This window comes from Massilia sp. PAMC28688, from assembly GCF_019443445.1.
GTDB lineage: Bacteria > Pseudomonadota > Gammaproteobacteria > Burkholderiales > Burkholderiaceae_D > Telluria_A.
The window spans coordinates 4,875,956-4,895,405 of sequence record NZ_CP080378.1 but is presented as its reverse complement, the minus strand read 5'-3'; the positions used below and the strand labels follow the sequence as shown (position 1 = coordinate 4,895,405).

Annotated in this window: 21 protein-coding genes; 6 read left to right on the top strand and 15 right to left on the bottom strand. The window is 62.7% G+C overall.

Translation table 11 applies throughout. The features are described from left to right. Positions 1-2: 2 nt before the first annotated feature. Positions 3-662 carry an HAD family phosphatase gene (locus KY495_RS21800; protein WP_219881374.1) on the bottom strand — a complete coding sequence of 220 codons (660 nt, stop codon included), beginning with the start codon at positions 660-662 and terminating at the stop codon, positions 3-5. Further along, positions 662-1,766 (bottom strand): peptide chain release factor 2 gene (gene prfB / locus KY495_RS21795; protein ID WP_219881373.1). Its coding sequence is split into 2 segments (ribosomal slippage): positions 662-1,684 and positions 1,686-1,766, totalling 1,104 coding nucleotides; the frame shifts between segments, so codons are not numbered across the junction. The genes KY495_RS21800 and prfB overlap by 1 nt, the downstream gene beginning before the upstream one ends. Before the next feature lie 144 nt (positions 1,767-1,910). Between prfB and KY495_RS21790 the strand changes: the two genes are divergently transcribed. From KY495_RS21790 to prfH, 5 genes are all read left to right on the top strand, one after another. Beyond that, entirely contained in the window at positions 1,911-3,917 is a 2,007-nt protein-coding gene (locus KY495_RS21790; protein ID WP_219881372.1) for a bifunctional 2',3'-cyclic-nucleotide 2'-phosphodiesterase/3'-nucleotidase, read from the top strand. Further along, positions 3,914-4,306 (top strand): SEL1-like repeat protein, encoded by a 393-nt coding sequence (locus KY495_RS21785; protein ID WP_219881371.1) that lies wholly within the window; start codon positions 3,914-3,916, stop codon positions 4,304-4,306. Before KY495_RS21790 ends, KY495_RS21785 begins: the two co-directional genes overlap by 4 nt. Positions 4,307-4,471: 165 nt before the next feature. Next, positions 4,472-6,016: a helicase HerA-like C-terminal domain-containing protein gene (locus tag KY495_RS21775; RefSeq protein WP_219881370.1), complete on the top strand. Its 1,545-nt coding sequence runs from the start codon at positions 4,472-4,474 to the stop codon at positions 6,014-6,016. A gap of 246 nt (positions 6,017-6,262) precedes the next feature. Next, positions 6,263-7,456, top strand: a complete 1,194-nt coding sequence (locus KY495_RS21770; RefSeq protein WP_219881369.1) for an RNA ligase RtcB family protein — start codon at positions 6,263-6,265, stop codon at positions 7,454-7,456. Beyond that, a complete protein-coding gene (gene prfH, locus KY495_RS21765; protein ID WP_219881368.1) occupies positions 7,456-8,073 on the top strand; it encodes a peptide chain release factor H in 618 nt (205 codons plus the stop codon). Before KY495_RS21770 ends, prfH begins: the two co-directional genes overlap by 1 nt. Here the strand turns inward: prfH and KY495_RS21760 are convergent. From KY495_RS21760 to KY495_RS21710, 11 genes are all read right to left on the bottom strand, one after another. Beyond that, entirely contained in the window at positions 8,057-8,482 is a 426-nt protein-coding gene (locus KY495_RS21760; RefSeq protein ID WP_219881367.1) for an SRPBCC family protein, read from the bottom strand. The genes prfH and KY495_RS21760 overlap by 17 nt on opposite strands. A gap of 68 nt (positions 8,483-8,550) precedes the next feature. Next, complete coding sequence (locus tag KY495_RS21755; protein ID WP_219881366.1) at positions 8,551-9,351, bottom strand: helix-turn-helix domain-containing protein; 801 nt, start codon at positions 9,349-9,351, stop codon at positions 8,551-8,553. Between the two features lie 5 nt (positions 9,352-9,356). After that, positions 9,357-9,677 (bottom strand): DUF2288 domain-containing protein, encoded by a 321-nt coding sequence (locus KY495_RS21750; protein WP_219881365.1) that lies wholly within the window; start codon positions 9,675-9,677, stop codon positions 9,357-9,359. A gap of 16 nt (positions 9,678-9,693) precedes the next feature. After that, complete coding sequence (locus KY495_RS21745) at positions 9,694-10,386, bottom strand: RES family NAD+ phosphorylase (RefSeq protein ID WP_374040969.1); 693 nt, start codon at positions 10,384-10,386, stop codon at positions 9,694-9,696. A gap of 2 nt (positions 10,387-10,388) precedes the next feature. Further along, positions 10,389-10,826 (bottom strand): antitoxin Xre-like helix-turn-helix domain-containing protein, encoded by a 438-nt coding sequence (locus KY495_RS21740; RefSeq protein WP_219881364.1) that lies wholly within the window; start codon positions 10,824-10,826, stop codon positions 10,389-10,391. Positions 10,827-10,964: 138 nt separating this feature from the next. Further along, positions 10,965-12,659, bottom strand: a complete 1,695-nt coding sequence (recJ, locus tag KY495_RS21735) for a single-stranded-DNA-specific exonuclease RecJ (protein ID WP_219881363.1) — start codon at positions 12,657-12,659, stop codon at positions 10,965-10,967. Beyond that, on the bottom strand, positions 12,656-13,678 hold the full coding sequence (locus tag KY495_RS21730; protein ID WP_219881362.1) for a hypothetical protein: 1,023 nt from the start codon (positions 13,676-13,678) through the stop codon (positions 12,656-12,658). The genes recJ and KY495_RS21730 overlap by 4 nt, the downstream gene beginning before the upstream one ends. Positions 13,679-13,784: 106 nt before the next feature. Next, on the bottom strand, positions 13,785-14,873 hold the full coding sequence (locus tag KY495_RS21725) for an AI-2E family transporter (RefSeq protein ID WP_219881361.1): 1,089 nt from the start codon (positions 14,871-14,873) through the stop codon (positions 13,785-13,787). A 187-nt stretch (positions 14,874-15,060) separates the two neighbouring features. Beyond that, complete coding sequence (locus KY495_RS21720; protein WP_219881360.1) at positions 15,061-15,507, bottom strand: YeeE/YedE family protein; 447 nt, start codon at positions 15,505-15,507, stop codon at positions 15,061-15,063. 9 nt (positions 15,508-15,516) lie between these two features. Then, a complete protein-coding gene (locus tag KY495_RS21715) occupies positions 15,517-15,948 on the bottom strand; it encodes a YeeE/YedE family protein (protein ID WP_219881359.1) in 432 nt (143 codons plus the stop codon). Continuing rightward, positions 15,945-16,289: a helix-turn-helix transcriptional regulator gene (locus KY495_RS21710; protein ID WP_219881358.1), complete on the bottom strand. Its 345-nt coding sequence runs from the start codon at positions 16,287-16,289 to the stop codon at positions 15,945-15,947. The genes KY495_RS21715 and KY495_RS21710 overlap by 4 nt, the downstream gene beginning before the upstream one ends. Positions 16,290-16,403: 114 nt before the next feature. Between KY495_RS21710 and KY495_RS21705 the strand changes: the two genes are divergently transcribed. Continuing rightward, complete coding sequence (locus KY495_RS21705) at positions 16,404-17,153, top strand: MBL fold metallo-hydrolase (RefSeq protein ID WP_219881357.1); 750 nt, start codon at positions 16,404-16,406, stop codon at positions 17,151-17,153. A 159-nt stretch (positions 17,154-17,312) separates the two neighbouring features. Here KY495_RS21705 and KY495_RS21700 read toward each other — a convergent pair whose 3' ends face one another. Next, positions 17,313-18,104 carry a ferritin-like domain-containing protein gene (locus KY495_RS21700; RefSeq protein ID WP_229518410.1) on the bottom strand — a complete coding sequence of 264 codons (792 nt, stop codon included), beginning with the start codon at positions 18,102-18,104 and terminating at the stop codon, positions 17,313-17,315. Positions 18,105-18,128: 24 nt separating this feature from the next. Beyond that, complete coding sequence (locus KY495_RS21695; RefSeq protein ID WP_219881356.1) at positions 18,129-19,310, bottom strand: hypothetical protein; 1,182 nt, start codon at positions 19,308-19,310, stop codon at positions 18,129-18,131. Positions 19,311-19,450: the final 140 nt, after the last annotated feature.

Genomic DNA, 19,450 nt, shown 5'->3' with positions numbered 1-19,450 from the left:
GATTATTCAGAAAACAGTTCGTCGATCGTCAGCTGAGAAAAATCGCTGGCGATATGAATGACGTTGTCAAATTCGGCAAAGGCTTCGGCCGGCAGGGTGGTGGTGAGGACCACGCAGCGCATGCCGGCGCGGCGGGCCGCCTCCACGCCCAGGGGCGCGTCCTCGAACACGATGCAGTGCTCGGGCGCCACGCCGCAGCGCTCGGCCGCCAGCAGGAATACATCCGGATGCGGCTTGCCGCGCGGGACATCGGCCGCGCCCACCACCGTGTCAAAGTGACGGCGCAGGTCGAGGCCATCCAGCGTGAAGGTGATGTTGGCGTTGGGGGCGGCAGTTGCCACGGCCAGCGCCACCCCGCGCAGCTTGGCCTGGGCGATCAGGTCGTCGAAGCCGGTGACGGTCTTGCGGTGCGGCTCGTACAGCTCGCGGTACACCGATTCCTTTTCCAGGTTCAGTGCCACCACTTCGTCGTCCAGCAGGTCCTGGCCCAGGTGCGAGCGGATGATCTCCTTGCCCTGGCGGCCCGCGGTGGTCCGGAAGAACTCGTCGGCATCAATATCCTTGCCGCGGCGCTGGAAAAACGTGACCCAGGACGCCGTGTGGAAGGACATGTTGTCGACGATGGTGCCGTCCATGTCAAAGACAAATGCGCGCTTGCTCATTACACGCCCTGCTTGAGGGAAGCCGAGATGAAGTCATCCAGGTCGCCGTCCAGCACACCCTTGGTGTTGCCGGTCTCGAAATTGGTGCGCAGGTCCTTGATGCGGGACTGGTCCAGCACGTACGAACGGATCTGGTGGCCCCAGCCCACGTCGGTCTTGGAGTCTTCCAGTTTCTGCTGCTCGCTCATGCGCTTGCGCAGTTCGAATTCGTACAGTTTCGCCTTGAGCATTTCCATCGCCTCGGCGCGGTTGCGGTGCTGGGAACGGTCGTTCTGGCACTGCACCACGATGCCGGTCGGCGCGTGCGTCATGCGGACCGCGGAATCGGTCTTGTTAATGTGCTGGCCACCGGCACCGGACGCGCGGTACGTGTCGACCCGGATGTCGGCCGGGTTGACGTCGATCTCGATCGAGTCGTCCACCTCCGGGTACACGAACAGGCTGGTGAACGACGTGTGGCGGCCGTTGGCCGAGTCGAACGGAGACTTGCGCACCAGGCGGTGCACGCCCGTTTCGGTGCGCAGGTGACCATAGGCGTACTCGCCTTCGACCTTAAGCGTGGCGGTCTTGATGCCCGCAACTTCGCCGTCGGACTGTTCGAGGATGTCGACCTTAAAGCCCTTGCGCTCGCAATAACGCAGGTACTGGCGCAGCAGCATGGAAGCCCAGTCCTGGGCTTCGGTGCCGCCGGCGCCGGCCTGGATGTCGATGAAGCAGTTGTTCGCGTCCAGCGGATTGGCGAACATGCGGCGAAACTCCATGCCCTCGATGACGGCCCTGATGGTATTGGCGTCGCCTTCGACCGCTTCGAGCGTGTCGTCGTCGTTTTCTTCGCGCGCCATCGCAAACAGGTCGTTTGCGTCCTTGAGGTCGTTGTCGGCCTTGATCAGCGTGTGGACGATCGATTCCAGCGCTTTTTTCTCCTTGCCCAGGTCCTGGGCGCGCTTGGGATCATTCCAGACGGTGGGGTCTTCCAGTTCTTCGTTGACCTGCTCTAGCTTCTCTGACTTTTTATCGAAGTCAAAGATACCTCCGAAGTTCGGCTTCACGATCGGTCAGGTCGTTAAGCAGGGCGGAGAGGGCGTTTATGCGTTCGGCTTCCATGGCGTTCCGTGTTCTTGAATTGGTTAAATCGAACCTTCGATTATACCCCAGCGCGGTCCCGGCACGGGCAGCGCTTGCGGTTCACTTGATCAGGACGTGGGCGCTGCGTATGATCGACGGATATCCACCCGCGAAAAGCTCCTGATGCGTTATCAATTTTATATTTCCTTGGCTGGCCTGATGGTGGCTGCCTCCAGTGCAGCAGCAGCCGACAAGATCGCCGCCGGCACCACTGCCGTGGTGGGCGTGCTCGAGACCACCGACGTGCACTCCAACCTGGTCGGCTATGATTACTTTCGCCTGGCGCCGGAGCCTTCCCTGGGACTGGACCGCACTGCCTCCCTGATCGCGGCGGCCCGCGAGCAGTATCCCAACAATCTGTTGATCGACAACGGCGACACCATCCAGGGGTCGGCACTGGCCGATTACGAGGCCCTGGTCAAGCCACTGGCGTGCGACAAGGTGCTGTCGGTGTACAAGGTGATGAACGCGCTGGGGTTCGACGGAGGCGGCATTGGCAACCACGAATTTAACTATGGCCTCAAGTACCTGAGCCAGGTGACGGGCAGCCGCTTTGACGTGGCGGGCGTTGACGCTTCCCGTGCGCGCTGCGCGGGTCCCGCTTTCCCGCAGGTGCTGGCAAATGTCTACAGCGTCAAATCGAAAAAGCCGCTGTTTTCGCCCTGGCGTATCATCGACAAGCAGATCACGGCAACCGGCGCGGACGGCAAGCCTGTCACTGCGACGCTCAAGGTGGGCATCATCGGCTTTACGCCGCCCACCATCATGGCTTGGGACAAGCGCTGGCTGGAGGGGAAGGTCTATACCGAAGGGCTGCGCGAGTCGGCCAGCCGCTTCATTCCCGAGATGCGCGCGCAAGGGGCGGATCTCGTCATCGCCATTTCGCACGGCGGGCTCGATGACAGCCCGTATTCGCCCACGATGGAAAACGGCAGCTGGCACTTGTCGAAGGTACCCGGGATCGACGCCATGCTGATTGGCCATTCGCACCAGATATTCCCCAATGCCGCCAGTACCGTCGCCCAGTTCAACCTGCCGGGGGTGGACAAGGTGAAGGGGCTGGTCAACGGCGTGCCGACCGTGATGGCCAATATGTGGGGCAAGCATCTGGGTGTGATTGGCCTGCACCTGACCCACGACGGCCAGCGCTGGGTGATCGACAAGTCACGCACGGTGGTGGAGGCGCGCTCCGCCCAGCAGGCCGACAAGAGCTATGTGGCGGCCGATCCAACCATTGCCGCGCTGGTGGCAGCCGAGCATGAGGCAACCATCAAGTACGTGCAGACGCCGGTCGGCGAGACGCGCTTTCGCATGTCGTCGTATTTTGCCGATGTGGGCGACGTATCGGCCATTGCCATCGTCAACGAGGCGCAGGCGAACTATGTGCGCGCCTACGTCAAGGCGTCGCTGCCAAAGTATGCAAAGTTGCCGGTGCTGTCGATGGCCGCGCCTTTCAAGAGCGGCAATGCGGGGCCGGCGGACTTCACGGACGTTCCCGCCGGCAGCCTGGCGCTGAACAATGCGGCCGATCTTTACCTGTATCCCAACGCCCTGTACGCCGTAAAAGTCACGGGCGCGGAGCTCAAGGCCTGGATGGAGCGCTCCGCAACCCGCTTCAATACCATTGATCCGGCCAAGACCGAGCCGCAGGAGCTGATCAACCCCGCTTTCCCGACCTACAACTTCGATGCCATGTCGTCCAAGGAGGTCAGCTACGAAATCGACCTCACCCAGCCACCTGGCAAGCGGATCGTCAAGCTGCACTATCGCGGCAAGCCGGTTCCCCCTGATGCGTCGTTCCTGGTCGCGACCAATAACTACCGCGCGAGCGGCGGCGGGAATTTTCCTGGCCTGGACGGCAGCAAGACGGTGATCGCCTCTCCCGACACCAATCGCGACGTGCTCATTGCCCACATCAAGAAGACGCGCACGCTCACCCGCGCCGCCCATGGCCAGCAGCGCAGCTGGCGCTTTGCGAAACTGAAAACGGCAGGGCCGGTGGTATTCCGTTCGGCCCAGGGCAAGCTCGCGCTGGCGCACGAAGCGGGGCTCGATGGCGTCAGTGTGCTGAAGGAAGATGACGGCAGCGGCAAAGGCTTTTCGCTGTACCAGATCGACCTGTCCAAATGATGGCGCGGCTGCTGCTAATGCCACTGGCCCTGGCCGCAGCGCTGGCGCAGGCAGCGGTGCCTCCGTCGTTCGACCAGGGCCGCCAGCTGCGCAAGAGTGACAGCGCCCGCGCGCTGGTGCTGATCGAAGCGGCAGCGAAGGCGGGACATGCCCCTGCCATGTTCATCCTCTCGTCCATGCTCATGGCGGGCGAGGGCACGGCGCGCGACGAGGCCCGGGCCAGGCAGTGGCTGGAACGGGCCGTGGATGAGGACAATCCCGAGGCCATGCAGCAGCTCGCGTACTACCTGCAAGATGGCCTGGGTGGCTACGCGCGCGACGAACAGCACGCGGCGCAGCTGTTGCGAAGGATGGCGCACGCGCTCAGGCACAGGGCTCACGGCCATTAACTGCGCTCGGCAATGAAGATTGCAGAAGGTATCGCGGAAGGCAAGGTACACACCGTGGTCATCCCCTACGACTTCAAGGGGATGGTGAACGTGGGGGCGCCGAAGTAAGCGCAGCGCCGCTCTTTTCGTATAAACTCTGGCCACTTCAATTCAGGTTTTTTTACCATGTCCACTTCACTGCCAATCGCCAAAAATATCGCCGTCCAGCCAGCTGTCACGCTCGATTTGCTGTCGCAGCTCGTCAACCGGCACGGCTGCATCACCGGCGCCACCGGCACCGGCAAGACGGTGACGCTGCAAGCGATCGCCCAGTCGCTGTCCAACATCGGCGTGCCGGTGTTCATGGCGGACGTGAAGGGAGACCTGTCGGGCATGGCCAAGGCGGGCAAGGCTTCAGACAAACTGAAGGCGCGCCTGGCCAGCCTGGAGCAGGAAGAGCCGCAGTGGGAGGCCTGTCCCGTCACGTTCTGGGATGTGTTTGGCGAACTGGGACATCCGGTACGGGCGACCATTTCCGACCTGGGACCGCTGCTGCTGGCGCGCATGCTCAACCTGAACGACACGCAGGAAGGCGTGCTGCAGCTGGTCTTCAAGATCGCCGACGACAATGGCTTGCTGCTGCTTGATTCCAAGGATCTGCGCACCATGCTGCAAAATGTGGGTGACAACGCGGCCGACTACCGCACCACCTACGGGAACATTTCGGCGGCCAGCATTGGCGCCATCCAGCGCGGCCTGATGGCGATCGAAGAGCAGGGCGGCGACCAGTTTTTTGGGGAGCCGATGCTCAACATCGACGACCTGCTGCAGACCGATGCCAATGGCAAGGGCGTCGTCAACATCCTGGCCGCCGACAAGCTGATGAACGCGCCACGCATGTATGGCGTGTTCCTGCTTTGGCTGCTGTCCGAACTGTTCGAGAACCTGCCGGAAGTGGGAGACCTGGACAAGCCCAAGCTGGTGTTCTTTTTCGATGAGGCCCACCTGCTGTTTGCGGACGCGCCCAAGCAGCTGCTGCAAAAAATCGAACAGGTCGTGCGCCTGATCCGCTCCAAGGGTGTGGGCGTATTTTTCATTACTCAAAATCCGCTCGATATTCCGGATACCGTGCTCGGACAGCTGGGCAACCGGGTGCAGCACGCCTTGCGCGCCTACACGCCGCGCGACCAGAAGGCAGTCAAGGCTGCGGCAGAGACTTTCCGCCCCAATCCGGCGCTCGATACGGCTGCCGTCATTTCTGAACTGGGCGTGGGCGAAGCACTGGTGTCATTCCTCGATGAGAAGGGGCGGCCGAATATCGTGGAGCGCGCCTTTGTGCTGCCGCCGGCGTCGCAGCTCGGCCCCATCGATATGGCCGAGCGCAAGGCTGCCATGGCGCGCTCGGTCGTGGCCGGCGTCTACGAAAAAGTGGTCGATCGCGAGTCGGCCCACGAGATCCTCACCCGCCGCGCGGAAGCGACTGCGGCAACCGAGCAGCAGGCGCTGGAGCAGAAGCAGGCCGAAAAGCAGGCAAGTACGCGTACCGCCCGCGCCGAGCCGGAAGGCGAATCCGGATTTGGCGGCATGCTGGGTGGGCTATTTGGTTCCGGCAGCAAACGCCAGTCGCCGGTGGAAGCGATGGTGAAATCGGCCGCGCGCAGCATTGGCTCGCAGGTGGGGCGCGAGATCATTCGCGGCGTGCTGGGGTCGATCCTGAAAAAACGCCGCTGACAATTGTGCTTGTACGGCGGCGTAAATTCATTTATCATCGCCGCCTGCTTTATCTGACACCTTATCCACCAACCTGACAGAAGGAGAACGCCCATGCATCAAATGAACGCCACCTCTCCTTTTTCGGGTCTGGCTGGTCACGTCCTGCGCTGATCAATCTGCATCAGCACTGCCTGGGACGAGTAACTCGTCTGCGCGCCGCCAGCGCCCAATCCTGTTTTACTATTTTTTTGGATTGGCTTCAAAATGGGCAATTTTGTTCAAACTATTTCTGATCGCGTGTCGATCATTGCGTCCGAGCGCCTGTGGCTCGAACATGCCGCCATCGAGCAGGCAAAAACCACGTCGCAGCTGGCCGGCATGCAGCGCGTGGTCGGGCTGCCGGACCTGCATCCCGGCCGCGGCTACCCCGTGGGTGCGGCATTCTTCTCCACGGGCCGGCTCTATCCGGCATTGGTGGGCAATGACATTGGCTGCGGCATGGGCCTGTGGCAGACCGACATCCTGTCGAGCCGCGTCAAGCTGGACAAGGTCGACAAACAGATCGGCAACCTCGACGATATCATTGATGAACACGAGTGGGATGCGCTGGAGCGCCATGACGATACCTTGTGCGCGCGCTTCGCGGCGCTTGGCCTCGTGCTGCGCGAGGCGGGGCTGGACAGCGGCCACCTGCGCTCGCTCGGTACCATCGGGCGCGGAAATCACTTTGCCGAACTCCAGGTGATCGACAAGGTGGAACTGCCGGACGTGCTGGCGCAAACGGCGCTGGCACCCAAGTGCCTGCAACTGCTGGTTCACAGCGGTTCGCGCGGCCTTGGCCAGGCGGTTTTGCGCTCGCACGTCGATGCGTTCAGCCACGCGGGACTGGCAGACGGCAGCGAAGCTGCCGCAGCCTACCTGCGCCAGCATGATGCAGCAGTCAGGTATGCAGAGCTTAACCGCGCTCTCATCGCGGCGCGCATTCTCATGCGCCTGCGCTGCAGCGCCACGCCGGTGCTGGATGTGAATCACAATACCGTCACTGCGGCCAATTTTGGCGGCGCCGACGGCTGGCTGCATCGCAAAGGTGCCACGCCGTCCGACCTGGGTCTGGTCATGTTGCCTGGCTCGCGCGACGATTACAGCTATCTGATCGAGCCGCTGGCAGACGCGCATGCGCTCAGCCTGCAGTCGCTGGCGCATGGTGCCGGCCGCAAATGGCTGCGCACCGACTGCAAGGGGCGGCTCGACCGCCTGGCCACGCCTGCGCAGTTAAGCCGCACCTCCACCGGCGGACGGGTGATCTGCAATGACCGGGCCTTGATCTACGAGGAGGCGCCGCAGGCATACAAGAATGTCGACAGCGTCCTCGGATGCCTTGTTGGCGCAGGATTGGCGCGCGTGGTCGCACGCAGCCGCCCTGTACTCACCTACAAGACACGTGGGGAGTGCTGCTGATGATCTGGTTACAGCTGACAGCCAATACCGGGCCCGCGGAGTGCTGCCTTGGGGTGCGCAAGGCATTCGACATGCTTTGCGCGCAGGCTAATCAAGCCGGGGTGGCGATTGACGTCATCGAGCAGATCGATGGTCCTGTTGCGGGGACCTTGCGTTCGGTGCTGCTGGAAGTGGGCGGGGACGGGGACCTTGCGCGCCGCTGGTGCGGTACTTTGCTCTGGATATGCGACAGCCCGTATCGCTCCGGCCACAAGCGCAAGAACTGGTTTTTGCACGGTGCCGCGTTTGCACCACCTTCTTCGCCCTCGCCCGAAGTGGGCGAGATCCGCTATGAAGCCATCCGCGCTTCCGGTCCGGGCGGGCAGCATGTCAACAAGACCGATAGTGCGATCCGGGCTACCCATGTAGCGACCGGGCTAAGCGTGAAGGTGCAAACGGAGCGCAGCCAGCACGCCAATCGCCGCATCGCAGGCCAGCTCCTGGCGGGCAAGCTGGCCGCGCTCGCCGCGCAGAGCGCCCTGGAGGACAGGGCGGCGCGCCGGTCGCAGCACTGGAGCGCAGAGCGGGGCAATGCCGTGAGGACCTTTGAAGGCATGGGCTTCAAGGAGCGGCGCTAGCTTGCGCTTCCAGCATCTGCTTGAGACTGGCCATGGTTACCGGCAGGCCGGTGCGCACACGCGCGCCGACCAGCCGGCGGAAGAACCCCGCCAGCAGTCCCTCAAAGCTGACCCGGTGCGTCACCCGGGTGCCACCGGCAACAGGCACCAGCTCGTGCTCGAAGCGCATCTTGCACAAGGGTGCAGGAGCTTCGACGGTGAAGGAATGTTCGGTCACGCTGGTGAAGCGCATGGGTACCGCAAAACCCTTGGCAGGGCGCAGCCTTCCCGTGGCGCCGGCGCGAAACGGGCCGTCGATCGAGGCTTGCCTGGTGTCCGGGTCCCAGCGCGGCCAGCCGGCCACGTCGCTGTAGCACGCCATTACCTTGTCTGGCGTGACGTTGATATCGATGCTTTCTTCAATCATCATGATCAGGCTTCTCCCAAAGCCTGATGGTAGGCTGGCGGGGCCCGCGAAGATTGTACCGGTGCGACATGTCAGCTCAGATAACTCTCCAGTTCTTCCCTGGTGAATTGCCACAGTGCGTACTGGGCGTCGCCCCGCTGCCTGAGGAAGCGGCCGGGCGGCTGGCCCACCATGGCTGAAAAATCGCGGGTGAAGTGGGCCTGGTCGACATAGCCGGCGTCCTGCGCCAGGCTGGCCAATGCCTGTGGCGAGGCGCCCTGCATCATGAGCGCGGTCATGGCGGCCGAGTACCGTGCCAGGCGGCGGTATTCCCGCAGCGGCATCCCAAGACTGTCAAGGAAACGCCGCTCCAGCTGGCGCACGCCGATGCCCAGCTCTTTTGCCAGCTCCGGGACCGGCCTCTCGACATTTTCCAGATCGAGCGCGGGCAGTCCGGGAGGCGGTGTTCCCCGCGCGTGCAGCCGTGTTAGCAGCGCTTGCTGCAGAAAGGCCGGTGCATGCTCTTCGCTTTGCGTCAGCGCTTCTTCGAGCACGCCTGCGTCGAGCGTCACGATGCGGCCCATGACGGCCGATGCGGCCATCCCCAGGCAGGCTTGCAGTCCACCCGGGCGGAAGGTGACCGCGACGAAGCGGCTGCCGGGAGCGACGCGGTATTGGCGAGGGTGTTGGACCGGCCCGACCAGGAAGATCCTCGGTAACGGTGTCTCAGAGCAGGCCGGATCGATCACGAAGGCGCCGCCCTGCAGATACATCAGGAGCTGGACATCGGCGCAGGCGGGCAGAAGCACCCGTTCGCTCTCGAAGCCGCCGGCCATGATGTGGCGCACCCAGGGCGCGAGGGCGGCGACAGGCTGCAAAACGCGGCGAGTCACGGCGCTTAATGCAGCTTGCTTTTTTCCGGCTGGACCAGGATGAAAGGATGGACGACCGAAGTCCAGAGCGAGGCGCCGGCGGCAGTCCACGCCTGTGCCTGGGCGTCCGAAACCTTGGCGATTTTGTGCTCGCCCATCCAGCGCGCGATACTGTCCTTGTCGTCGTGCGAGATGCGGACGGCGACATCGATGAGGTCGAGCTGTTCGCTGACGAAGATCACGGTTCCCTGGGCGAAGTGGCGTTCCAGCTCGGCCCAGGGCAGGCGCGCAGTCTCCATGTTGATCTTGGTGCGCAGTTCAGTGTCGTTTTCAGGTTTGGTCTTCATGATCGTGGGGCGGCAGTCAAGTGTGCTCGATGGTTTCAATCAGGGGCGTGGGAGAGCCTGACCAGGTGAAGCGATAGGCCTGGCCCTTGCGCACATTGCCCACCAGCGCCGGACGAAAGCACGCCAGGCAGGTGCCGCCGGGATCGCGCACGCTCGGGTAGATGACGCCCATGGAGCCAAGTTCGAGCAGCTCGGCGGCCAGCTTTTGCGACTCGATGTAGCTGGCCGGATCCAGGCAGTCCTGGTACGCTTCGATGCCGCGGATGTCGTGGAAGGTGCTGGTGAAGTCGGCCAGCATGCACTGGTACGTCACGCTGTCTTCAAAGCGGTCGATTTCCTGGTACTCGACGGTTTTATGAAAGGAGATTTCGGCCAGCGAGCTGTCGATGGCAAAGGCGCAGTACCAGGCACCGCGCTCGCCGTCGTTGAAGCGGCTGCCTTCCGGACGCGGATAAGTGTAGGCTGCATTGATGATGCGGAAGTTCGGCACGCCGAACACCAGTTCATCCACGCCAATGCCGGGCAGGCTGCCGTACTCGCCGCGCAAGCGCTCATTGGTGGCGTTATCGAGTTCGAACAGGTGGCGCAGCACTTCCTCGCTGTCGGCCAGCGGCGCGAGGACGGAGTCCTCCACATCGGCAAAGCGGGAAGGGATGAGTCGGCAGGTATCGAATTGGCGCAGGGTGGTCAGTTTAGGGACGACGGACAAGATCAGAGACCTCCTCGGCGTGCGTCCAGCAGCTTACGAACGGTTTGCATGGCCAGCATGCCGCCGGCGACCATGGTCGAGAGCGGGGTGCGGCCGGCGAAAACGGGGTTTTTGTTGGGAAGGGTCACCCATTCGTCGGCGAGCTTGTCGCCGTACAGGATGTGCAGGGATTTGTAGATGCCCAGCAGATAGGAGATGCGGGTGATGCGGTCGACTTCGAGCACGCGGTCGGGGTTCTTCTTCCACTCGTAAAAGGTGGATGAGGACAGGCCGCCCAGCAACTCACGCGCATCTTCGTCGCGCAGCTTCCACGCGGCCACCAGCTTGAAAAAGCCGATCAGTGCCGATTTGGACAAGCGTTCGCGTTCGGCGCGGGCGTTGAGATCGATCAGTACGGCCGGTTCAAAACGGCTTTTTGGATAAGAGTAGGCCAGGTTCATGGTGCGTTACCTCCGGTTATGGATACTTTATACTCCAAAAATACTGGGAGTGCAAGCAAGCTCCGGAATCGGAGGGAAAATATTGTGGATTTCCTTTAATGCAGTTGCCCGAATTGTGAACCGGGGAACCCGCCATGCTCAGGCCGGTTCCGCGTGTTCCACCATCAGCTGCACGCGCGTGACACCATTGTATTCATTGGCGTCGAGCCGGAATGCGACCCGGGCCCGTTCGCCCAGCGACGCGGTGTGGCCAAACCAGATGGCATCGTAGCGCTGGCCATTGCGTTCCAGGTGCAGCTTCAGGTGCCGCTCCTTGAGGATGCGCTGGCTGAGGACACGGAATTCGTCGCAGAAAACGGGGGGTGCGAAGCCCTGGCCCCACACCTGCCCGTCCATGAGATCAATGAACTCGGTGGTGTAGTAGGCGTCTTCAAGCGGGCCGTCGGTTTCGATGATGCGTTCGAGCTGCTGGGCGGTGAGCCAGGAGCGGCCAACTTCTTCAAAGGCGCGGGAAAAGGCGTCAAAGGCGTCGGCCCGGATGGTCAGGCCGGCCGCCATGGCATGGCCGCCGAACTTGTCGATCAGGCTCGGAGCCCGTTTGGATACCAGGTCGAGCGCATCGCGCAGGTGAAAGCCGGGAATCGAGCGGCCGGAGCCCTTGATCCAGCCATCGCTGCCCGGGGCAAAGGTGATGGTCGGCCGGAAGAACTTTTCTTTCAGGCGTGAAGCCACAATGCCGATGACGCCCTGGTGCCAGCCGGCGTCGAACACGCTGATGGTGTTGCTGGTCGCTGGCTGGAAGGCGTCCAGATGGAGCAGGGCCGCATCCTGCATTTCCGCTTCGATCTCGCGCCGTTTCAGGTTGATTTCGTTGAGCTTTTCGGCAATGGCCCAGGCGCGGCCTTCGTCGTCGGTGATCAGGCACTCGATCCCGAGCGACATGTCTTCCAGCCGGCCGGCGGCGTTGAGCCGCGGGCCGAGCGCAAAGCCCAGATCGAACGGGGACGCGGTGCGCGATTCGCGTTTGGCCACCCGGAACAGGGCGGCCACGCCGGCGTGCATGCGGCCGGCGCGCATGCGCTTCAAGCCCTGGGCCACGAGGATGCGGTTGTTCGAGTCGAGCTTGACGACGTCTGCGACCGTGCCCAGCGCAACCAGGTCGAGCAGGCTGTCCAGCTTGGGCTGGGTCTGGGCGTCGAACACGCCGCGCCGGCGCAGTTCGGCGCGCAGCGCCAGCAGGACGTAAAACACCACGCCCACGCCTGCCAGGTGCTTGCTGGGAAAGCCGCACTCCGGCTGGTTGGGGTTGACGATCACACGCGCGGCCGGCAGCACGTCGGCCGGCAGGTGGTGGTCGGTGATGACGACGTCGATGCCGCGCCGGGTCGCCTCGAGGACGCCGTCAACGCTGGCAATGCCGTTGTCCACCGTGACGATGATGTCGGGCGCCTTTTCGCGCGCTGTCAGGGCCACGATTTCGGGCGTGAGGCCGTAGCCGTACTCGAAACGGTTGGGGACAATGAAGTCCACCCGGGCGCCCATGGATTTCAGGCCGCGCAGGGCAACGGCGCAGGCGGTGGCGCCATCGCAGTCGTAGTCGGCGACGATGCACATCTTTTTGCCGGCGGCGATGGCGTCTGCCAAAAACACGGCGGCGCTGTCAATGTGGCGCAGGCCGGACGGCGGCATGAGGGCCGCCAGTTCGCTGGACAATTCACGGGTATCGGACAGGCCGCGCGAGGCATACAGGCGCGCCAGCACCGGATGGACGCCGCCCTGGCGCAGCATTTCGGAGGTGCGGAAGGAGCAGGGCCGGGTGGCAATACGGGTCATGGCAATAATCGGGCGAGCGAAGGCTTGCGCCAGAAGGCGCGCTGTTCCCACTTGGTGGTGGTAAATTCGCGCAGCGTGGAGCGGTGGCTGAGCACGATGCGAACCCTGGCGTCGCGGCCCTGCAGCAAGCCGGCCAGGGCCGGGGCAAAGAGCTTGTTTTCCAGGTGATGCATGCGCGCCAGCCACGTGGCCCAGTCGCCGGCCAGCGCCGGTTCGCACAGGTCGCCCCGGACCAGCATGCTGTCCTCGGACTTGCCGTTGAAGGGGTCCGGCAGGGACGGGGCGGGGCAGGTGGTCATGGCGCTGAGCCAGGGCGTGGTGTAGGAACTGGCAAACAGCGGCGCCGGTGGAATGGCGGCATTGCTGCCGGCCTGGCCCCAGATCCAGAAGGAATTGACCGCCGGCATGCCCGCCGCTTCGCGCTCGACGTTGGCCGGATGCTCGAACCAGAGCATCTGCACTTCGTTTTGCAGGCGGCGGAAATCGGACGCGCCGGGGCCTGTGGGGAAAAAATCGGTCAGGTTCTGGCCCACGACCAGGTCGGGCGAGGAGGTTTGAAGGCTGGTCCAGGGGCCGGCGGCCATGAACCACGTATGGGCGTCGCCATAGACGAGCGTATGGCCAAGTTCGTCAAACACGGGCTTGGCGACATCGAACAGGGCGCGCGCGTGGCCATCGTCCAGGCGCAAGCGGCGCAGGTCATGCATGGTCAGGTGGCTGCGGGCAATTTCCACATGGGCCGGGTGGACCAGAAACCAGCTGCCGCCGGCCGGGTCCAGCCCGAAGCCGCGCATGCTGGCGGCGGCAAAGGCGCAGCCTCCGTCCGCGGCCAGGCCAAATGTCCTGGACAGCCAGGCTTCGTGGGGCAGATTGCGCTGCTGGTCATCCCACGGGACATGGGTCTCGGTCGAGCGCGCCAGCAGGGTGGCCAGGGCCGGCATGGTCAGGGACCGCACGAGGTCGGTGGCCAGTTCCTGGGGGGGAAGGGCAAAGGGCAGGGCAAGCGTAATTTGAGTCATGCGGCATTGTAGGGCATCTTAAGTGTCAGAGTGCAATTGTGCTCGGCATGGGAACCGTCAGCGCCGTCCTGGCGGCGTCCGGGAATCTGTTGAGGTTCTCACAAGATTACCGGGTTTCGCGCGGGCCGCCGATTGCGTGCGCCTGCCTGGGCGGCTTGCTGCTGCCGACACTGCCGTCACCGAGCAAGTCTTCGACGTACCACATTTTCACCATCACCATCACGGCGGCCGTCAGCGGTGTCGCCAGGATGATGCCGATTATGCCGGCCAGGGAGCCGAGCAGCACTTGCATGCTTATTGTTAACGCAGGGGGCAAGTCAGCCATGCGCTGCTGTAGAAACGGAGTCAGCAGGTAACTTTCAAACACTTGCACCCCAATATACAGGGCAACCACGTATGCCAGCTGGTCCGGGCCGATGATCAGGGCGATCAGCGCCGCGGGAAGCAGGGAAATCACGGGTCCGAAATTGGGAATGAAAGACAGCAGGGCGGCAATCACGCCGAGTACCAGGGCCAGGTCGATGCCGATGAACCACAGTCCGAGCGTGGTCAGAACGCCGATCACGACCATGGAAATGAGCTTGGCCATGAGCCAGGAACCCAGGGTGTCGCCGGTTGCATTGAGTACCTCCCTGGCCCGGTCGCGTTTGTCCAGGGGGACCAGATGCAGCAAGCCTTTGACGTAGAGCGATGGCGCCATGGCGAGGAAGAGGCCTACGACCAGGGCGAAAACAATATTGCCGAGACCGCCGAAAGTGGATGAAAAGAAGGTTGCCACAGCACCGGCCATGCCGGAGTCACCCGGCAAGACATCGCGCACCCGATCGGCGTGGCCAATCAGCCGGTCTGCCCAGTCGTACTGGCGCACTTGTTCCTGCAGCCGCGCCACCGCCTGCGGCAACCTGTCTGCCAGTTCAGCAGCCTGTTCGGAAACACTAGGTGCCACTATCCATAGCCCCAGCGCTGCCAGCAGTAACGGTGCCAGGAGTGAAACGGCGAAGGCAACCGGGCGCGATAGTCCGGTTTTTTGGCGAACCCATGTCGCTGTGCCATGGAACAGTACCGCGAGCAGGATGCCCCCAAAAATTGCCAGGAATACCTCTGATGCATTCAACAGCAGCATGACAAGCAAGAACACCGCGGCGGCAACGCTGGCCTGGATGAGTGTTCGCAGTGCTGTGGCCTTCGCGTCCATGTACCTCCTGTGATCGAGAATGTTCTCGCGGCGAGCGCGCATCGCTGGAAGCGACGCGGTCCCGCGCACCATCATAGACCAAGCGCCGCGCAAGCGGCATACTCATGAGCCGGCTGCATCCGCCCGGGTCTTGGCGGTGTGCTCGCATGTCGACTGACACCGCGGCAATTGCCGGAAAAATCGCGGTTTATGGTGAATCAGGGGCGTCCCTGTGCGTGGGTGCCGCTTGCTCCAGCAAAGCGAAGATCGCCATCCCTGCCAACATGGCCGCGACGAACAGCAGTACCTTGGTCCCACCAAGCAGGAGGGATGCGAGAGCGGGACCAGGGCACAATCCCGCCAGACCCCATCCGACGCCGAACGTGACTGCGCCAATCACAAGGCGGCGGTCGATCCGGGTGGCAGACGGAAGGCGCCACGCCTGGCCGAGCAGCGAGGCCGGCATCTTCGCTGCGAAGGAAAACGCCACCAGGCCGACGATTATCGCACCGCCCATCACGAATGCCAGCGATGGATCCCAAAGGCCTGCCACATCGAGGAAGCCAAGTACCTTCGCAGGGTTGCTCATACCCGAAACGAGCAGTCCCAGTCCGAAGAGCAGTCCAGCCAGCAAGGCGGCGAGGAATAGTTTCATTGTGTCCCCTTAAGCGATGAGGTGGCGAACGATGTAGACCGTGGCAAATCCGGCAGCCATGAAAGCGGCCGTGGCCGCCAGGGACCGCGGTGAGCGGCGTGACAGGCCACAGACGCCGTGGCCGCTGGTGCAGCCGGAGCCGTAGCGCGTGCCGATGCCGACCAGCAGGCCGGCAACAATAATGACGGGATGGCTGGCCTCAATCTGTATCGGTGGCAAAGCGTGAACGAGGGAAAAGACCAGGGGCGAACCGACCAGGCCGAGCAGGAAAGCGAAACGCCAGGAAATGTCGCCCCTGGCCGGGGACAACAGACCACCGACGATGCCGCTGATACCGGCGATTCTGCCGCTGCAGATGAGCAGCATGGCCGCCGCCAGTCCGATCATCAGTCCTCCGGCCAGCGAGGGCCAGGGCGTAAAATTCATCCAGTCGATTGTCATGGCGAGCTCCTCATGCCAGGTTCCTCATGGGCCGGGCAATACAGTTGATAGAGCAGCTGAAGCACGGACATCGCTTCCGGGTTGGCGATGGTGTAAAAAATCTGCTTGCCTTCGCGCCGGGACGACACCAGCTGCTCTTCACGTAACACGGTCAATTGCTGCGACAGGGTGGGTTGGCGGATGCCGGTGGCTGCCTCCAGCGCGCCCACGGAGAGCTCGCCTTGTGTCATCTGGCATAACAGCAGCAGCCGATCAGGATTGGACAGCACTTTCATTAGTCTGCAAGCCTGGCCCGCGGCTTGATGCAGTTCGACCAGATTGATATTTTGCGGCAAAGTCATGTGTCTATTCCGTGAAAGTGGCCTCATCCCGCAATACTATACCAGAATATATAATATAATGCGATATTATATCAGTGCGGCGCATTGCGCTCGGCACACCAACGAGGAGCCATCATGATCTTCCGACAGCTGTTTGAACCATTATCCAGTACCTACACCTACCTGCTCGGTGACGAAGATACGGGACAGGCGGTGTTGATTGACCCGGTGATTGCCACCATGGACCGGGACCTGGCCGAAGTGCGGCGCCTGGGGCTGACGCTGGCGTTCACGGTAGACACCCACATCCATGCCGATCACATCACGGCCGCTTTGGAGATGAAGCGCGCTGTCGGCAGCAAAATCGCGGCACCCGCCCATGACCGGCTCGCGTGCGTCGACCTTGGTCTGGAGGAGGGTAGGCCGTTTAAGGTCGGTGGCATCGTGCTACAACCCTTGCACACGCCTGGTCATACGGATGGCCACTTTGCCTATGTGCTGGCGGGGCGGGTGTTTACCGGTGATGCTTTGCTCATTGACGGCTGCGGCCGGACTGACTTCCAGAATGGCGATGCAGAAGCACTATACAAGAGCGTGCGCGAGAAGCTGTTTGCCCTGCCAGGCGAGACCCTGGTCTACCCTGCACATGACTACCAGGGACGGTTTGTCTCGTCCATCGCGCAGGAAAAGATGCGCAACCCACGCCTGGGTGGCGAGACAACGGTGGACGAATTCAAGAGCATCATGGCCAGCTTGAATCTGCCTTATCCTGCATTCATCGACTACGCGGTGCCTGGCAACCGCCTGTGCGGCGTGTGCCCTCCGGATCTGCCGGACAAGCTCGCCGGCTACTGCAGGCAGATGACGCACAGTCCGCAGGGCTAAGCTTGCGGATGCACGGGCAGGGCGTGCGCTGTTCGTTAACTATCACCCGCGCGGCAAGCTGGTAAGTTGCGACCGTTCGCGCCACACGCCGGCAAAAAGCGATCGCTTGCCCCATTTGCTGACAGATGGCAATCACTCCGCGCCACACGCAGACAGATGTCATGGTGGTGGCGCAAGGCCGGGCTGCGGCGATAGCGGCGCCGTATCGTCGTCCAGTTCCATATCCCCAAAGGTGAGCCCGATGGCTTCCTCGTACCAGGTCTGTACCAGGGCCAGATGCTCGCGCTCCTGATTGAGGGCGTCGGTAAAGTCCTCGACCAGCTCGGTCAGGTCGTGCTCGTCCGCCAGCGCCACCAGGGTTTCCCAGCCTGCCATGTCGCTCAGTTCGGCAGTCATGATGGCATGCAGCGATTGCGCAATACTGGTGCGGGGGTCGTTTAGTACCTGCACCAGTCCCATGGATTCCACGCCAGCCAGATCCCCGCTCGGTGTCTGTGCCGTAGGGTCGCCGCCCAACGAGGCGATGGCATCAGCGACGAGCCGGAAGTGCCGGGCTTCATCGGCGCGAATCTGCTCCAGGTCGTCAATCGTCATGCTGAGATCACCATTGAGCAGGACGTCGCACTTGGTGATGAGGGCATCGTAAAGGCGGGTCCCGGTCCGCTCAAAGGCCAGGCGCTCGCCGAGCTTGTCGAGCAGTATGTGCGGACTGTCGCCATTGAGGGCCTGCAGCGCCATGGTGACGGCGCCCGTGACCGTGCCTGGTAGCGGAATCGATCCCAGCCCGTCGGCATTCATGATGTATTCGTTGCGCATTTCCGCCAGTGCGGCTTCATCGGGCGTATCGGTCACGGGCAGCGCAGGGTCGCCTTGCTGCATGGCCTTGCTGTCGAGCGGCGACATCTGGATACCGGTGCGGTTCATGCCCACGTGTGCTGTCTGTGTTGCCATGATTACTCCTGCAAGTTGAAAAGTTCACGGCGCCACCGTGCCCAGGGTGTCGGGGCGCCGCAGTTCCGTGCCCGGTGACCAGCGATAGCCGGAAGCCACCGCTTCGCTCGGCATGCCGTCGGCATTGACGATGGCGCGATAGGTATGGGAATCGACGCTTTCCTGCGCGCGCGGCACAAAGGCAGTGCCCTTGGTGCGCAGGTCGACTTCCTGGGCCAGAACCCGGCGCACGAAGTCGCGTTGGCTGCGGTATTCCAGAGGAGCGGCAATTTCGCTGTTGACAACCTCTGCCGGGTCGCGCCCTGCGATTTGCTTGAAGCAGTCGCAGGCCACGTGGAAATGCCCCAGTTCGTAGTCCAGAAAACGCTCCCAGATTGCTTTGACATGATGATTGGTTTCGTGCTCCACGCAGCTGTAATAGTTGTAGCACTCGTTTGCCTCGTGCAGCAGCCATTGCTCCAGCCAGCTTTCCGTCGGGTCGAGCATGGACGCATATTGAGTCACGTGCTGCTCCTCGACGGAAGCAATTTCTGCATACAGCTGGCGCGCCAGGGGATCGGAAAAAAACGGCCCCACATTGAGATAATAGTTTTGCGTTTGCGCTTCGCCGGCCACGATGGTGAGCGCGTGCAGTTTGGTCATGAAATCAGCGCTGGCGCGCTGGTAGGGCGTGCGCAGGTCGTCGGGCGGGGCCCGGTGCTGTTCGGAAGTGGGGCGCCCGGGCCGGATATCGGTATAGCTTTGCAAGATGTTATTGGCGTCCTTGCCCTCCAGCCGGTCGAGCAGGGCGGCATAGCGGTACAAATGGTCAAAGTCTTCCAGCAGGCCGAAGCGGTACACCTGCGCCAGGTAGGGATCTGGCTCGCGCTGGGCCAGCGCCGCAGTGATTTCGATGGCGGTCTGCTCGTAGGCGATGGTGGTTTCGAGCGGCGAATGATCGGCCCCGATGAGCCAGTTGACCATGGTGGCCTGATGATGCTCGGCGCGCCGGATGCGCGCCAGCGGCAGGCGCAGCGAGGCATTGAAGCGGGCTGCCATGTGCCCGAAGCGCAGCGCTTCCTGCTCGATGCCGTTCATGAGAATGATGCGCACGCGGGTGAATGCATCGTCGTCGAGCTTGCTGATGGGCTTTTGTACCAGGTCGCGCCAGGTGAATTGCTGGTTGTCGATGCTGGTGCCCTTTGACGCGAATAAATTGAATGCCATGGCTGCCTCCTCGATCATGCAGTCCCGGTTGGAGTGGCAGATGACGGGCGAGTTCACGCTATTTTTGCGACTGAGCGTGCGGCAATACACGATTCAATTGTGGCAACCCTGTCAAGGATGAGGTTTGTATGGCACACTGG

What these genes read in the sequence shown, in the direction of transcription:
- KY495_RS21800 (WP_219881374.1), bottom strand. Translation starts at nt 662, where the DNA reads ATGAGCAAGCGCGCATTTGTCTTTGACATGGACGGCACCATCGTCGAC.
- KY495_RS21790 (WP_219881372.1), top strand. Translation starts at nt 1,911, where the DNA reads ATGCGTTATCAATTTTATATTTCCTTGGCTGGCCTGATGGTGGCTGCC.
- KY495_RS21785 (WP_219881371.1), top strand. Translation starts at nt 3,914, where the DNA reads ATGATGGCGCGGCTGCTGCTAATGCCACTGGCCCTGGCCGCAGCGCTG.
- KY495_RS21775 (WP_219881370.1), top strand. Translation starts at nt 4,472, where the DNA reads ATGTCCACTTCACTGCCAATCGCCAAAAATATCGCCGTCCAGCCAGCT.
- KY495_RS21770 (WP_219881369.1), top strand. Translation starts at nt 6,263, where the DNA reads ATGGGCAATTTTGTTCAAACTATTTCTGATCGCGTGTCGATCATTGCG.
- prfH (WP_219881368.1), top strand. Translation starts at nt 7,456, where the DNA reads ATGATCTGGTTACAGCTGACAGCCAATACCGGGCCCGCGGAGTGCTGC.
- KY495_RS21760 (WP_219881367.1), bottom strand. Translation starts at nt 8,482, where the DNA reads ATGATGATTGAAGAAAGCATCGATATCAACGTCACGCCAGACAAGGTA.
- KY495_RS21750 (WP_219881365.1), bottom strand. Translation starts at nt 9,677, where the DNA reads ATGAAGACCAAACCTGAAAACGACACTGAACTGCGCACCAAGATCAAC.
- KY495_RS21740 (WP_219881364.1), bottom strand. Translation starts at nt 10,826, where the DNA reads ATGAACCTGGCCTACTCTTATCCAAAAAGCCGTTTTGAACCGGCCGTA.
- recJ (WP_219881363.1), bottom strand. Translation starts at nt 12,659, where the DNA reads ATGACCCGTATTGCCACCCGGCCCTGCTCCTTCCGCACCTCCGAAATG.
- KY495_RS21730 (WP_219881362.1), bottom strand. Translation starts at nt 13,678, where the DNA reads ATGACTCAAATTACGCTTGCCCTGCCCTTTGCCCTTCCCCCCCAGGAA.
- KY495_RS21725 (WP_219881361.1), bottom strand. Translation starts at nt 14,873, where the DNA reads ATGGACGCGAAGGCCACAGCACTGCGAACACTCATCCAGGCCAGCGTT.
- KY495_RS21720 (WP_219881360.1), bottom strand. Translation starts at nt 15,507, where the DNA reads ATGAAACTATTCCTCGCCGCCTTGCTGGCTGGACTGCTCTTCGGACTG.
- KY495_RS21715 (WP_219881359.1), bottom strand. Translation starts at nt 15,948, where the DNA reads ATGACAATCGACTGGATGAATTTTACGCCCTGGCCCTCGCTGGCCGGA.
- KY495_RS21710 (WP_219881358.1), bottom strand. Translation starts at nt 16,289, where the DNA reads ATGACTTTGCCGCAAAATATCAATCTGGTCGAACTGCATCAAGCCGCG.
- KY495_RS21705 (WP_219881357.1), top strand. Translation starts at nt 16,404, where the DNA reads ATGATCTTCCGACAGCTGTTTGAACCATTATCCAGTACCTACACCTAC.
- KY495_RS21700 (WP_229518410.1), bottom strand. Translation starts at nt 18,104, where the DNA reads ATGGCAACACAGACAGCACACGTGGGCATGAACCGCACCGGTATCCAG.
- KY495_RS21695 (WP_219881356.1), bottom strand. Translation starts at nt 19,310, where the DNA reads ATGGCATTCAATTTATTCGCGTCAAAGGGCACCAGCATCGACAACCAG.